A 15127-nucleotide genomic window follows, 5' to 3' on the forward strand; every position below is an offset into this window, starting at 1 on the left:
GCAAAGACCACGGACATGAACCAAAATAAACACCACGCCACAGATGTTGCCATAATTGGTAGCGGCGCTGCCGGACTTTCTCTCGCACTTTCCTTAGCTAATCATTGTAAAGTTACTGTAATTAGTAAAGGTGAGTTAAAAGAAGGCTCCACACTTTACGCGCAAGGTGGTATTGCTGCTGTCTTTGATAAAAAGAATGACAGTATTGAATCGCATGTACAAGATACTCTTGATGCCGGTGGTGGTTTATGTGATCGAGAAGTTGTACATTACACCGCAAGTAGCGCTCCAGATTGCTTAAAATGGTTAATAGAGCAAGGCGTGCCATTCGATATGGAGTTTGACAGCAAGGGTAAAGAACGCTTTCACTTAACTCGTGAAGGTGGACATAGCCACCGTCGCATTTTACATGCCGCAGATGCCACTGGTCGCGCCGTGCAAACGACATTAATTAGTCAAGTACAAGCTCACCCTGAGATCACTTTGCTCGAGCAATATAATGCAATTGACCTAATTGGAGATAAAAAATTAGGTAACAAGGGCGATCATATCCACGGCGTTTACATGTGGAATCGACGCGCTAAACGTGTTGAAACTATTGCAGCTAAATTTGTTGCTTTAGCCACAGGTGGTGCCAGCAAGGTGTATTTATATACGTCAAACCCTGATGTATCGAGTGGCGATGGTATCGCCATGGCGTGGCGCGCCGGTTGTAGAGTTGCCAATATGGAATTTAATCAATTTCATCCAACTAGCTTATATCACCCAGAGTTACAAAATTTCTTAATCACCGAAGCGATGCGAGGCGAAGGCGCTTATTTAAAGCGCCCTGATGGTACTCGCTTTATGAAAGATTTTGATGAACGTGAAGAACTTGCCCCACGCGATATCGTAGCCCGTGCAATCGATTTTGAAATGAAACGCCTCGGGGCAAATTGTGTTTATTTAGATATCAGCCATAAAGATAAAGACTTTATAATTGAACACTTCCCTACCATTTACGCAAAGTGTTTAAGTGTGGGTTTAGATATCACCAAAGAACCAATCCCTGTGGTTCCCGCAGCGCACTATACCTGTGGCGGTGTGATGACCGACTTTAATGGTAAAACCGACTTAGCCAATTTATATGCCGTTGGCGAAGTGGCGTACACTGGCTTACATGGTGCAAACCGAATGGCAAGTAACTCACTGCTAGAGTGTATTGTATTTGCTCATGCCGCAGCAAAAGATATTCTTGCAAAACTTGCTAGCAGCCCGCCTCAGCAAGCTTTACCGCAATGGGATGAAAGCCGAGTCACAAATTCTGACGAAGAAGTTGTGATAACGCATAACTGGCATGAGTTGCGCCTATTTATGTGGGATTACGTAGGCATTGTTAGATCAACTAAACGCTTAGAGCGAGCACTGCATCGGGTTGAATTACTACAACAGGAAATTCATGATTATTATGCAAACTTTAGGGTTACTAATAACTTGCTTGAACTAAGAAATTTAGTGCAAGTAGCTGAGTTAATCATACGCAGTGCAATGGAGCGAAAAGAAAGCCGCGGCCTACACTATACTATTGATTACCCTGAACAAAACGACAACCAGAAGCCAACAATTTTAATCCCAGCTAAAGCTTAGCATTAGCAAGAATTGCACGTTTTAGTCTGATAAAGCTTTGCTCATCAACCCCACTGGCGTTAATCACCAGCCAGTGGGCAGTTGTAAACCCTTCAATATAGAGCCAAACACAGTGTTGATAAGCGCGGCTTTTCGCACTTATTTTACCGTTTAATTCTTGCTCTGAATTTATAAAGTGACAATGCGGCGAATTTAAAATTATCGTGCCATGCAGAGGGTGTAAACGCTTAAACCAAAGCCAAGTTATGTAGCCGATAATACCAGTGACAATAACACAAAAAATTTGCGCAAAGAGTGTTGTAAGGAAGGCGGCAAAACAAACCGCAAACAAGCTAAAACAGACCACTAAAGGGGTGTGATCTGCTTTATTATTCGTCAATGTAAATCTATACACGAACTCGGTCTAAAATAAGGTTCACCATTTGCTTTAGCTCTGGATCTTTGCATTCTTGATGACCCATAAACCAAGCAAACAAATCAGGGTCATCTGCTTCTAATAAACGCTGAAATACTGCTTGTTGTTGTGCTGATAATGAATCAAATGCTTCTTCAACAAATGGCATAAATAATACATCAAGTTCTAACATACCACGGCGACATGCCCAGCGAATACGTGCTTTACTATGAATTTCAGTCATTTTTTACCTCGTACTTAGTTACGCTTAAGTTTACCAAATTGCCCCTGAATAAACAGCTTTAAATAACACTAACTAAATATTTCCAATGTACTGACTTATCATTTTCTTGCATCTATACCCATAGCGCCATCTACGTTATTATAAGCACCTCAATTTCTCGCAAAGAAGGTTTTTATGTCAACTGTATATGCATGTCCTTTATCACATAAGCTGATCAGTATAAGTGGTGTTGATAAACTCGCCTACCTTCATGGCCAAATTACACAGGATTTAAACCTGCTCAAGCAAGATAACTTTTTGTGGGCAGGTCATTGTAATGCCAAAGGCAAGCTTTGGAGTGTTGCTAAGTTATTTTCTCATCAAGATAATTACTATCTTGCAGCCACAGCACACGAAGTAGAGCAGTCTTTAAGCGAATTGAAAAAATATGCCGTTTTTTCAAACGTTGAAATCCAGCAATCATCTTTGCAGCTCATAGGCTTACTTGGCGATGACTTAACGCAAGTGCAAAATGAATTAGCAATAGAGTTTGCACCAGACGCAACAGCATGTGACTTCAGCGCTGGTAAAGCACTTAAATTAGCAGACAATCGTATTTTATTAATGGTAGACAGTGACTTTTCTCTATCGCAAGACATTACCTGTCTAGACGATGATGCATTATGGCAACAACAGGCAATTTTAGCAGGTGAGCCAGAGCTTAACCAAGCAGCAATTGGTGAATACGTACCGCAAATGGTTAACCTACAGGCAATTGGTGGCATAAGCTTTCGTAAAGGCTGTTACACAGGGCAAGAAACTGTAGCCCGTATGAAATACCTTGGTAAGAATAAACGCGCCATGTTTATTGTATCAGGCCCAAGCGAAGGTGCGTTTAGTGAGTTAGATTTAGAAACTCAAGTGGGTGAAAACTGGCGTCGTGCTGGAAAATTAATTAGCCAAGCCTACAATAAACAAACGAAAACTTTTTATGGCCTTGTTGTGTTGCCAAACGACAGTGAACCTAGTCAATCACTGCGTGTAAAACATGAACCGCAGGTAGAACTCACAATTCAGCCTCTACCCTACTCTCTAGAAGACGAATAAATAGGAATGACTATGCTCATTGCAACAAACAAAGTGGTAAAAATGCATTATTCTGTAACGGATAATGACAATAACTCTATCGATAATTCATTTGATGGCGAGCCACTAATTTTTATCGTTGGTACTGGATATTTAATCCAAGGCCTAGAAGATGCACTACAGGGCAAACAAGCCGGTGATACTTTAAGTGTTACTGTTGAACCTGAAAATGGCTACGGCGAACGCCACGATGAATTAATGCAGGCTGTGCCTAAATCTATGTTTGAAGGCATGGAAATTGAAGTAGGAATGCAATTTCGTGCCACAACTGATGATGGCGACCAATCAGTTATGATCATCGATATTCAAGATGAAGAAGTCATCGTAGACGGTAATAACCCACTTGCAGGTATTACGCTAAAGTTTGATGTAGAAATCCTTGAAGTGCGTGACGCAACTGCTGATGAGCTTGCTCATGGCCATATACATGGTGAAGGTGGCTGTGGTCACGAGCACTAGTTAGTTAACCTGAACTCAGGATAATAAATCTATCTCCAGCGGCTACTTTCAACGCTAACTGCGTTGAATTTACTTGCAATAGGCTAGCTATTGACGCGTAAATTCGCCTTGTTATCGCTAAAAGCCTACGGCTGGAGACTAATAAATATATTTGTGATTTAGTATCAATACTTTAGTACATCTCTTAACCAGAGTTCAGGTTAGTTACATAAAAAAAGCGCCTCGGCGCTTTTTTTATGAGTAACTCTAGGCTGTTTCGGCGGTTTCTAACGGACAAATTTTACCATCCAATGCGCTAAGCAGCCCTTCTTGATCATTAGTACCTAGCCGGTACTGACTGCCATCTTTCATCGTTAACTGCACCGCACTAAACCCAGACACAGTATAAACCCAACCGTCATGTGTAATACGTAAGCCAATACCATGGCGAAATGAGTTCTCTACTGGCTTTGCTTCTATAATATCTGCTAACTGTAGTGTTTGACCAAATAAACCAGGACCAAAACCCCAGCGAATAGTCTCACTATCTACTTTGATAGTTAGGCCATGAAAAATAAACCCGACGAAAACCAGTATCCCTGCAAAAACCATTAACGGCATATCCGCACCAATTAAATACCACGCAAGGCCTACGAAGCTACCAATCCACGCTAAGATCACAAAAATAAATAAAGCATACTGCTTATGTTGATACATAAAAATCTCTATAGGAGTTAAAAGCTATATACAAAAGTCGCACTAAGCTCGGAGTCATTCTTCAGATTGTCATCTTCAGGTTTTGAATTATATCGATATAGGTAAGCAAATTTTAATGATACAGCCCCCATAACTTGGCTGATCAACGATGTCTCAGATTTAAGTCGCGAATTCAATCCAGACAATGACTGCTCAATACTCACATCTTGATTGAATCGGGTACGTTTTGATACTGTGCGTTCCCACTGTAACGCAACCCGAAGCAAATAACCCGTTTTGGTAGCGTCTTCACCGACTTCCAACTCAGTCTCATTATCAGCAACAGAACGATATAAACCAGGTCCAATATCAAAATCCACTTGGTTTTTTACGCCTTGGTACAAACGATTACCGTACCCTGTGGCTATGGTACTTTTAAATGCTAAACCGCTAAACTCATCATCTTCATAGTCACCATAGACAAAGAAAGAGGCATTTTTAACACCCACCTTATAGTTTCCTTGCGCTGATATAAAGATACGATTAGCAGAAACTTCATCATCGCCGGTGATTTCATTACGATCGCGCTTGTAGAGCGTATCGATTTTAAATTGATTTCGCCAGCTTTCTAAGTCTTGATACAAATTACCTCTGAGCTTAAAGCTGGTAGAGTTGGTATTTCCGCGGCTAACAATAAAACCAAATTCGGTATCACCATATAGCATTTCACCTTGATGTATTTTATGTATTTCTTCATCAGAGAGTTGGCCATATTCATGAAAATCTTCAAACGGATCAACCGCCCAAATTTTAAAGCTCACAAATACACAAAAAAACAGTAAAAAACGATTCACTGTTTACTCGCTAATACATAAACGCTATTGCTAGCTAAATCACCAAAACGATTCATTTTCTTATTCGCTATCTTTCCATAAAATATGACAAAACGGCGCGTCTTTATCGCGACTAATTAGAATTTTAGCAAATAAAATATCTTGATTCTCAAACTCAAGACCAACTAAAACCTGTAAAAAATGTTCGGGTTCTATTTCTAATGCAACGAAGTCTTGCCATTGTTCATCCGGCTCACCTTCTTCGATAAAGCCGAGGTTTTCACGATGCATATTAAAATCTTCAATATCTTGCTCGGTTAAGTTATCTGGCGCTAACTCTAAAAAAATATCGTACGCTTGATGCGTTACTTCTTCTTCGCTGTATAACCGTGGTCCTGTCATTGCCATTGCTCTTTATCGACTTATGGTTGCTATAGTATCAAATCTCAGCAAAATTATGCCAAAAAAAAGTCAGGTTTCCCTGACTTTTTTTAGCAAAACTCATTTTTACGATTCAGAGCTGGTTGTCCCTTTCATTTTTTCACGCATAGTCTGCACTAAGCTATAAAATAATGGCACCAGCAAAGTACCAAAAATAGTAGCTGCAAGCATACCTGCTAGCACTGTGACACCTAATGACACCCTACTGCCAGCCCCCGCGCCTGTTGCAAACACTAACGGCAGCACACCTAAGACGAAAGAGAATGCAGTCATTAGTACTGCACGAAATCGCATTTTAGCTGCGCTTAATGCTGCCTCAAAAATACTTTTCCCTGCAACACGTTCTTCCATCGCAAATTCAACGATTAGAATCGCCGTTTTAGTAGACATACCTATCAGCAACACTAAGCCGACTTGAGCATAAATATTGTTTTCAATACCAATCACATATAAAGCAAGCATTGCGCCAAACATCGCAAGCGGTATTGCCGCAATAACAGAGAATGGAATGGTCCAACTTTCATATTGAGCAACTAAAAATAAATAGACAAATAAAACCGCTAAGCCAAATAGTAATGGCGCCATATTGCCTGCTTCAATTTCTTGCTTAGATTGGCCTGCCCACTCAAATGTATAACCGCTAGGTAGCTGTCCTGCAAGCTCTTGCATAGCGACAATAGCATCACCACTTGAAAACCCTGTTGCAGCCTGACCACTAATACTAGCACTACGGTATAAGTTAAAGTGGTTTAATGTGGTAGGCCCAAGGATCGGCTCAAGTTTAGCAAGGGTCGTTAACGGCACCATGTCACCCTGATCATTACGCACAAAATAGTGCTGCAAATCAGCGGGGTCTTTACGAAATTCACTTTCAGCCTGCATTATAACTTTATATGTACGGCTATACTGATTAAAGTCATTAATATATAAAGACCCCAATTGAGCTTGCAAGGTAATAAATATATCACTTAGGGCAACACCTTGAGCTTTGGCTTTATTACGATCAATTTCTAAGAAGTACTGTGGAACGTTAGCCCGAAATGTACTGTATACATTACTTAATTTCGGATGTTGATTTGCTTCATACACCAAACCGTTGAGCACCTGTGCAAGTTCTGTCGGATCGCGCCCTTCACTGTCTTGTAATCTAAACTCAAAACCTGAGCTAGTTCCTAGCCCTGGAATTGGCGGCGGGTTAAATACCATAATTTGTGCATCTGGCATTGCCCACATTTGCCCCATAAGGCGACCTATCGTCGCTTTTAAACCTAGCTCAGCAGCAGTACGCTCTTCCCAGTCCTTTAAAATAACAATACCTAGAGCATTATTGGACCCTGCCCCGCCAATCAACGAAAACCCAGATACAGCAATGAAGTCAGTCGCAGAGGGGTCATTTTTAACTATATCACCAATTTTTTTCATCACACCTTGAGTTCGCCCTGACGCTGCAGCATCAGGTAATTGAACATCAACGAATACAAACCCCTGATCTTCAGCAGGTACAAATCCTGTCGGAACGCTTTTAGCAAGCCATGCAGCAGCCACAAAAATAATGATCGCAAATAAACTCATTCGACCTGCACGTTTAAGAATAAAATGAATTATTTTGCTATAAACTGAGGTAGATTGAGTAATGCCTCGTTCAATTGGAGCAAGCCACTTTATCGGTTTCATGGCTTTTTCATTTAATAACAAAGCACACAATGCGGGGCTGAGTGTTAACGCATTTACTGATGAAATAAGCACTGCAAATGAAATTGTCACCGAGAATTGCTTATATAACTCCCCAGTAATACCAGGCATAAAGCCAACAGGAACAAATACAGCTAACAACACTAGTGTTGTAGCAATAATTGGCCCAGTTACTTGCTCCATCGCTTTGGTTACAGCTTCTTTGATCGGTAGCTTATCTTCTTTTAAAATCCTCTCAACGTTTTCGATAACAATGATAGCGTCATCTACCACAATACCTATTGCCAGTACTAAACCAAACAAGGTTATTAGGTTTATTGAGTAGTCCATTGCCATCATAAAAGCAAAAGTACCAACTAAAGAAACTGGAATTGCAATGGTAGGAATAAGCGTGGCTCGCCAGTTTTGTAAAAATAAAAACACAACTAACACCACCAAGCCTACGGCTTGAAATAAGGTAACCACCACCTCTTCAATCGAGCGGTTAATGAACTCAGTGGTATCATAAGGTATAGAATACTCAACACCGTCTGGTAATTGTTTCGCAAGCTCAGCCATCGTGGCTTTAACATCTTTAGCAACTTGCGTGGCATTAGCATCAGTTAGCTGATAAATAACCACAAAAGCAGTATCTTGCTGATTCAACTTAGCTGTTGTACTGTAATCGGCCGAACCTAGCTCTATTCGCGCAATATCATTCAAACGCACAAAATTACCGTCTTGGTTAGCACGAATAATTGTTTGACCAAATTCTGCGGGGGTTTTTAAACGCCCTTTAGCTTGTATTGAATATTCGAATTGTTGACTAGGTAACGAAGGTGCGGCACCTAGTTTACCAGCCGCGACAATCGTGTTTTGTTCTTGCAACGCAGCTTGCACTTCAGTAACGGTAAGGCCCAGTGACGCCATTTTATCTGGACGAAGCCACAACCTCATTGAATAAGTTTGTTCACCCATCACTTCTGCAGAGGCGACACCTTCAATACGCCCAAGTGGCTCTGTTATATAGTTTGTAGCGTAGTTACTTAAAAAAATCGCATCAATATTTTCTTGATTAGAGTAAAGGTTTATACCCAATAACATTGAGCTAGACTTTTTCTTAACCGAGACCCCTTGCCGCGTAACTTCTGAGGGCAACCCAGGCTCAGCAAGCGCAACCCGATTTTGCACATTAACTTGTGCAATATCTGTATCAGTCCCGACTTTAAAGTACACCGTAATGTTGGCTGTACCATTATTAGTGGAACTCGATTCTATATACATCATGTCTTCAACCCCATTGACTTGCTCTTCAATGGGCCGAATCACCGACTCTTCAACTATTTGCGCACTCGCTCCAGGGTAAACAGCCGTTATTTGTACTTGCGGCGGGGTTATTTCTGGATACATATTTACTGGAAGTAAGCCCATTGAAATCAAACCAGCTAAGGTAATGACTATAGAGATCACTAAAGCAAATTTAGGTCGCGCGATAAACGTTTTACTTATCATATACGCTCCTATTAACTCGCTGAGTCTGTTTTACTTGAGATAGTACCGGTGACGTGATCAACCATTTTCTCAACTGGCTTTACTTCAACTCCTTGTCGTACTTTCTGTAGCCCTTCAACGATGACCTTTTCACCTTCTTGTAAGCCAGATTCAACAACCCACATGGCGTTAATACGTCGACCTAAAGTTACAATACGTGTAGCAACTTTATTATCGTCTCCAACCACCAATACGAATTTACCTTGTTGGTTTTCTTGTACCGCGGCTTGTGGGATCAATGCATGCTCTTGCTTGTCTTTGCTCTCAACGATTAAAGTTACAAACAATCCTGGCATAACAATACTTTTCTCATTTGCGAAAGTTGCACGTAACTCTACCGTACCCGTACTTCTATCTATTTTCGTATCGGCAAAATCAAGCTGCCCTTTTGCGGCAAAATTAGTATTATTTGGTAACCGCAGTGATAAATCTATCGGCACATTTTGCGGATTATTCACACTATCTTGGTGCTTCTGGCGATAACTTATATAATCAGCTTCTTCTACCTGAAAATTGACATAAATGGGATCAACGTCTGTTAATTCAGCTAATTCGTTTGAGCTTGGTCCAACGATATTGCCAACATCATAATTTACTTTACCAATACGTCCGGCAAATGGCGCGCGTATTTCGGTGTAACTTAAGTTTAATTTAGCCTTTTCCAAACTCGCTTGTGCAGACTTAACCGCTGCTGCTGCTTGTTCATAATTAGTTGTTAATTTATCGAGATCAGATTGCGAAATGAATCCTTGCTCAGCGACTTCTTTACCTCGTTTTAAATCACGCTGAGCTCCATTTTCACCGGCTATTTTACTTTTAATATCAGCTTCAATTTCAGCCACTGAAGATTTGTATTCAGACGGGTCAATACGAAGCAGTAACTGTCCTTTTTCAACATAAGAGCCTTCATTAAAATGACGTTCTATCAGTTCACCTTCAACTCGCGCCTTAATCTTAACTTCTTGGTGTGCCTCTGTGCGTGCTACAAACTCTCGGTAGTCGCCAACTTCTTGCGAAACTACGTTAAAAATAGATACGGCTGGTGCGGGAGCTACCTGTTTTGCTGCATTTTCATCAGAGCAACCAGTTATAGACACAATAAAAGCACTGCCTAAGGCACCTTTGACAGCTAACGACATATAACTTGCTAAAATGCTTGGCGTAAACCGTTTAAGCATGGTTTTTCTCCTTGATAGCTTTTTAAAAACTACCTTTTATGATTATTGTTAGTTACATCAAAACGCATAACTTGTTTTTCCGGCTAGTATTGAGCTCTGAGATAGCGATTAGTTCAGATAAAAATATACACCACTTTGTAACCTTTTGTAGGTCAGGTTTACAAATAGGTGTATATTTTTTAAATTAAAAAGCATCGCTTTACATCATACTTTTTAATTCGTAAGCTAAGTTAAAACAGGTCAGAGCAGTTAACATGGTAAAGCTTGAAAAACAACAACACATCGCTTTCGTAACTTTTACCCGCGAAGAAAAACAAAACGCACTCAATTTTATTATGTTTAAACAACTGGCTTCAGTGATTAAACAAATTAAAAAAGATAGCTCAATTCGTGCAGTAATTATTCAGGGTGAAGGTGCTCATTTTTGTGCTGGCCTTGATGTTGCCGCGGTGATGAAAAACCCAATGAATATTATTAGCTTGTTATTCAAGTGGTTGCCAGGCAACTGTAATTTAGCTCAGCAAGTTGTGTTAGGTTGGCAGTCTTTAAGTATCCCTGTATTTGCTGTAATTCAAGGTAACTGTTTTGGTGGTGGTCTACAAATAGCTTTAGGTGCAGATTATAGAATTGCACATGAAGGTGCTAAGTTAGCGATTATGGAAGCGCGCTGGGGCTTATGCCCAGACATGGGAGCGAATGTTGTGCTGCCTAGTTTAATGCAAAAAGATAAAGCGCAATGGCTTGCCAGTCACGCATCCGCAATTGATGCAAAGACTGCCCAGCAACTAGGGTTAATAACAGAGGTTAGCAATGAGCCGCTAAAGGCTTGTTTAGCTATGATTGATACCTTAATGACTCGTTCACCTGACACATTAGCAGCAATTAAACGGGTTACTCAGCAAAGTTACGCAACTCCTAGACGAAAAATTCTGGCGAAAGAAACGTTTAGCCAAATTCGACTATTACTCAATAAAAATACAAAAAAAGCAATTGCTAAAGCAAAAGGTGACGAGAGCATTGAATACTCAGACTCAAAACGCTGGTAAATATGTCGCATAGTAAAAAGTCACCGAATATGATTAATTATAGTGTTATAAAATCTTAAATTATTACAGAGCCTACTATGACAAAGTTAAAGTTATTCTTGCAAACAAGCTCCCAGCTTGTAGTCAGTTGTGGCATTATTTTGGGCTGCTTGCTAATAGCTAAGTTGGCTATGCACTTTATTGGCGGCAGCTTTCCAGCTCCCATACTAGGTATGCTACTTTTAGTTACTTTGCTCTTGTCAGGCATAATAAAAGAGGCCCAAGTTACCCCCTTTGCATCACCTCTATTAAATTTTATGCCATTGTTCTTCATCCCCGCTGGGGTTGGATTTATTGAACACTTAGGGTTAATACAGCAATACTGGCAATTTATTACAGCAACTTTAATTCTCATCCCGTTAACAAGCCTATTATTGATAAGCCACATAATTGGTTATTACAAAGGTCGTGCGCAGCATGATTAATTATTGGTGGTTAAGCTCTTTTGTGGTGGTTGGCTTATTCATTATACTTAAGCGGTTAAATAGCTTAAGTCATAACTCAATTATAAAATCACTAACCAACCCTGTTTTCCTCGCAATTACAATTATAGCCGCCCTATTAGTACTTTTTAAATTACCTTATAGACAACTTTATCAGCATACACAAATACTAAGCTGGTTGTTAGAGCCTGCAATTGTTGCGCTTGCCGTTCCTTTATATCAACAGTTTGTACATATTCGTAAAAATGCGATCTTAATCTTACTAAGTTGTACTGTTGGGATTATAAATGCAACCTTGGTGGGCACTCTTCTAGGTGCCTTCTTTGCAGCCCCAAAAGAACTGGCTGCTTCAGTGGCTGCTCTGTCAGTAACAACACCTATCACCTTATTGGTGACTGATTCGCTCGGTGGCGTGCCCTCTTTAGCTGCAGCAATGGTAATTTTTATTGGTGTATTAGGTGCTTTATTTGGCGTGTTATTTTTGCGCTTTATTGGTATATCTAATCACCAAGCGCAAGGTGTCGCAATTGGCACAGCCTGCCATGCAATTGGCACAGCCGCTGTGTTAAACGAAAATGTTACAGCTGGTGCCTATGCATCTGTAGCAATGGCATTAAGCGCCCTCTTAACTGCACTTATAGTGCCTTGGCTTTATCCATTTTTGTATCAAGCTCTGCTATGATACACATCCATTTGGTTACAGCGTTTTTTAATTATCACTTCATGGACTTTAGATGATCAGCACAGAAATAGAACAAGTCGAAAAATATTACACAATGATTAGTGAGTATTTAGTTAAGTACAGTATGCAGCTTGTTGGTGCACTACTGATATTAATATTTGGGCTGTGGATAGCGCAAAAGCTGTCAAAGGTGGTTGCGGGGATCATGTCCCGCAATAACATCGATGTCACACTCACTAACTTTGTCAGTAACGTTGTCAAAGTTCTATTAATCATCATGTTTATAATTATCGCACTGGGTAAAATAGGCATCAGTGTTACCCCGTTTGTTGCAGCTATTGGTGCCGCTTCGCTCGGTGCTGGTTTAGCATTGCAAGGCATGCTGTCAAATTATGGCGCTGGCCTTGCTATTATAGCTACGCGACCTTTTATTGTTGGCGACACTATCGAAGTTAAAAATGTCAGTGGCCAAGTAAAAACCATAGAGCTTGGTCATACGGTACTTATCAACGAAGAAAAAGTTGAAATTACTATTCCAAACAAGCATATCGTTGGTGAAATTTTACATAACTCATTTAACTATTCACTGGTAAAAGGTGAAATAGACATTGCGTATAACGCCAGTGCAGAGCAAGCAATAGACTTGATTGAAGACGTGTTAAAAGAGCATGAACTCGTCGCCGATGATCCCCACTCACAAGTCGGTATAGAGCGATTCGCAGATAGTGGCGTGACGATTAGTTATCGCTATTGGGTACCGACAACTAAAATTATTGAAACTAAGCTCGCTGTTAACGGTGGTGTTTATAACGCAATCCAAGGCGCAGATATTGAAATCCCATTTCCTCAGCGAGTGGTTACTTTTAATAAAGAATAGGTATTTAAAACAAATCTCCCCCTGTATAAGGAACATGTGGCTAAGCTAATTGAGTTCCTTATGTCTTTAATAGTACAATCGTAAAATACATTGAGAATTCTTACTATTAACATCAGAGGTTAACATGGCAAAAATAAGCCAGCGATTTTGGTTTCAGTTACATGGCTGGTTTTCACTGCCTATTTGGGTTTTATTTTGTTTTATTTGTATAACTGGCACAATTTCGGTGATCAGTCATGAGTTAACCTGGCTTACAAACTCTGAGGCACGCGCTAGCAACCCTAACAACTTGCCAGAGAAGTCTAAACAAACACTTATCGACAACTTAAAAGCTCAGCACCCCACAGCTGATGTAATGAGTGTTGTTAGCTATGAACCTTATTTAGTAAACGCACTTATTTTTACTGATACAGATAAACCCTACGCTACAGCTTATGTAAACCAATACACAGGCGAAGTACAAGCAATAAACCAAACCACTTCTTTTATTGAGTTTATGCGCACGTTGCATGGGTGGCTATATTTCCCTTGGCAAGAAGGTTACAGCGTTGGCTATTACCTTGTTAGTGCTATGGCAATCGTTATTCTAGGGGCGTTAATCACTGGCTTAATTATTTATAAAAGCTTCTGGCGCGCCTTTGTCCAACCTAAAATTCGCTTCAATCAAGGTCGTAAAACTTTATTAAAAGATTTGCACACTGTCAGTGGCGTATGGTCCATTTGGTTTATGGCAATCATGAGTTTAACTGGGCTTTGGTACTTGGCTCAATCAATTATGTGGCATAACGAAATTGATATTGAAGAGCATGCGCCTTTAGTAAGCGAAGCTCAATTACCCAGCTCTAAAAACACTCAACCTATTAGTTTAGATAGTGCTGTTACCTTGACTAAAAATAAATTTGGCGATTTTACTCCTACTTATATCATGCTGCCTGAACACAATCGCGGTATGTACAACATCATGGGTGCGGGTAATACGATTTTTTACGATGGTTACTCATATTCTACCTCAGTAAATCCATGGTCAGGTGAGATAGCCACAAGCAAGAGCCCTGAAACAATGACCACTTTACAAACATTATCTCACATTGCAGATCCTCTACATTACGGCACGATTGGCGGTATTTGGACGAAAATAATTTGGTTTATTTTTGGTGTTATTTTAAGTGGCATGTCAATTACAGGTTTTATGATGTACTCAAAAAAACTAGTTAAAGCTAAAAAGCCTAGTTCAGCAACCATCAGCAATACCGCGGAGGCAAACTAATGGCGCGTTTACAAAGCACTTGGTGGCAACAAAAAAAATACTTACTCAATGCCCTGGTTTTAATACTACCTTGTGTGTTTATTTATCAAGCTTTAAACCCAACCTTCCCTGATTTATGGCAAGAGCACACCGTAGGTGAGTATAAAATAGCTCCAATGCCATTGAATATGGAACAGCCATACTCTCATCACAACGAGTATGTGAAAGACTTCTATCTAGCGTTTAACCAAGGTGACATTAGCAATATCCGCCAAGCGTACTTAAATATTGGCCCTGCTCCACTCCCATTAAGTAAATTTGCTAAAAGTGATGAAGGCATAATGCATGGTACAGACCATGGTCAGCATGCTCATGCGATTGCTCCCGCCACTATTGGCCAAAATGATAAACTTTGGGTAACCATTCAAACTTGGCAGAATGAATTACTCCAACACAGTTGGGACATCCCAAAACAGCTCATTGGTGATAAATAATTGGCAATAGGTGTTGTTCGCTTTATAGTGAATAACACCTAGCTATTTATTTGAGGTTAGCTTGCCTTTTACTTCGCACCAAGTCATTAAGTATATATTGCTA

Annotated in this window: 16 protein-coding genes; 9 read left to right on the forward strand and 7 right to left on the reverse strand. The window is 40.2% G+C overall.

The window, feature by feature from the left end:
• The first annotated feature begins 15 nt into the window (after positions 1–15).
• Positions 16–1626, forward strand: coding sequence for an L-aspartate oxidase (gene nadB / locus AAEU30_RS02890; protein WP_421959224.1), 1611 nt, complete (start codon positions 16–18; stop codon positions 1624–1626).
• Here the strand turns inward: nadB and AAEU30_RS02895 are convergent.
• A complete protein-coding gene (locus AAEU30_RS02895; protein WP_421959225.1) occupies positions 1616–2005 on the reverse strand; it encodes a hypothetical protein in 390 nt (129 codons plus the stop codon). The genes nadB and AAEU30_RS02895 overlap by 11 nt on opposite strands.
• A 7-nt stretch (positions 2006–2012) precedes the next feature.
• Positions 2013–2264: an FAD assembly factor SdhE gene (locus AAEU30_RS02900; protein ID WP_087531980.1), complete on the reverse strand. Its 252-nt coding sequence runs from the start codon at positions 2262–2264 to the stop codon at positions 2013–2015.
• A 174-nt stretch (positions 2265–2438) separates the two neighbouring features.
• Between AAEU30_RS02900 and ygfZ the strand changes: the two genes are divergently transcribed.
• Together ygfZ and AAEU30_RS02910 are read left to right on the forward strand one after the other, a co-directional pair.
• Positions 2439–3350: a tRNA-modifying protein YgfZ gene (gene ygfZ, locus AAEU30_RS02905; protein ID WP_421959226.1), complete on the forward strand. Its 912-nt coding sequence runs from the start codon at positions 2439–2441 to the stop codon at positions 3348–3350.
• Positions 3351–3362: 12 nt separating this feature from the next.
• On the forward strand, positions 3363–3848 hold the full coding sequence (locus AAEU30_RS02910) for an FKBP-type peptidyl-prolyl cis-trans isomerase (protein WP_421959227.1): 486 nt from the start codon (positions 3363–3365) through the stop codon (positions 3846–3848).
• Positions 3849–4094: 246 nt separating this feature from the next.
• Here AAEU30_RS02910 and AAEU30_RS02915 read toward each other — a convergent pair whose 3' ends face one another.
• The 5 genes from AAEU30_RS02915 to AAEU30_RS02935 form a co-directional block, all read right to left on the reverse strand.
• Entirely contained in the window at positions 4095–4544 is a 450-nt protein-coding gene (locus tag AAEU30_RS02915; RefSeq protein WP_421959228.1) for a hypothetical protein, read from the reverse strand.
• Positions 4545–4561: 17 nt separating this feature from the next.
• Positions 4562–5377, reverse strand: a complete 816-nt coding sequence (locus AAEU30_RS02920; protein ID WP_421959229.1) for a DUF481 domain-containing protein — start codon at positions 5375–5377, stop codon at positions 4562–4564.
• 60 nt (positions 5378–5437) lie between these two features.
• Positions 5438–5758, reverse strand: a complete 321-nt coding sequence (locus tag AAEU30_RS02925) for an HI1450 family dsDNA-mimic protein (RefSeq protein WP_256827153.1) — start codon at positions 5756–5758, stop codon at positions 5438–5440.
• Between the two features lie 105 nt (positions 5759–5863).
• Positions 5864–8980 carry an efflux RND transporter permease subunit gene (locus AAEU30_RS02930; protein WP_421959230.1) on the reverse strand — a complete coding sequence of 1039 codons (3117 nt, stop codon included), beginning with the start codon at positions 8978–8980 and terminating at the stop codon, positions 5864–5866.
• Between the two features lie 11 nt (positions 8981–8991).
• Positions 8992–10197, reverse strand: a complete 1206-nt coding sequence (locus tag AAEU30_RS02935) for an efflux RND transporter periplasmic adaptor subunit (RefSeq protein ID WP_421959231.1) — start codon at positions 10195–10197, stop codon at positions 8992–8994.
• A gap of 254 nt (positions 10198–10451) precedes the next feature.
• On the opposite strand from AAEU30_RS02935, the gene AAEU30_RS02940 reads away from it, so the two are divergent.
• The 6 genes from AAEU30_RS02940 (at position 10452) to AAEU30_RS02965 (ending at position 15024) form a co-directional block, all read left to right on the forward strand.
• The gene (locus tag AAEU30_RS02940; protein ID WP_421959232.1) at positions 10452–11243 is read left to right on the forward strand and encodes a crotonase/enoyl-CoA hydratase family protein; all 792 of its coding nucleotides are present in this window, start codon (positions 10452–10454) and stop codon (positions 11241–11243) included.
• Positions 11244–11320: 77 nt separating this feature from the next.
• A complete protein-coding gene (locus AAEU30_RS02945) occupies positions 11321–11707 on the forward strand; it encodes a CidA/LrgA family protein (protein WP_421959233.1) in 387 nt (128 codons plus the stop codon).
• Positions 11700–12407 (forward strand): LrgB family protein, encoded by a 708-nt coding sequence (locus tag AAEU30_RS02950; protein ID WP_421959234.1) that lies wholly within the window; start codon positions 11700–11702, stop codon positions 12405–12407. Before AAEU30_RS02945 ends, AAEU30_RS02950 begins: the two co-directional genes overlap by 8 nt.
• Positions 12408–12459: 52 nt before the next feature.
• A complete protein-coding gene (locus tag AAEU30_RS02955; RefSeq protein ID WP_421959235.1) occupies positions 12460–13284 on the forward strand; it encodes a mechanosensitive ion channel family protein in 825 nt (274 codons plus the stop codon).
• A gap of 124 nt (positions 13285–13408) precedes the next feature.
• A complete protein-coding gene (locus AAEU30_RS02960) occupies positions 13409–14551 on the forward strand; it encodes a PepSY-associated TM helix domain-containing protein (protein WP_421959236.1) in 1143 nt (380 codons plus the stop codon).
• On the forward strand, positions 14551–15024 hold the full coding sequence (locus tag AAEU30_RS02965; protein ID WP_421959237.1) for a PA2404 family protein: 474 nt from the start codon (positions 14551–14553) through the stop codon (positions 15022–15024). The genes AAEU30_RS02960 and AAEU30_RS02965 overlap by 1 nt, the downstream gene beginning before the upstream one ends.
• The last annotated feature ends 103 nt before the right edge of the window (positions 15025–15127 follow it).

Origin of the sequence: Pseudoalteromonas mucoides (genome assembly GCF_049257175.1) — a bacterium.
Lineage (GTDB): Bacteria > Pseudomonadota > Gammaproteobacteria > Enterobacterales > Alteromonadaceae > Pseudoalteromonas.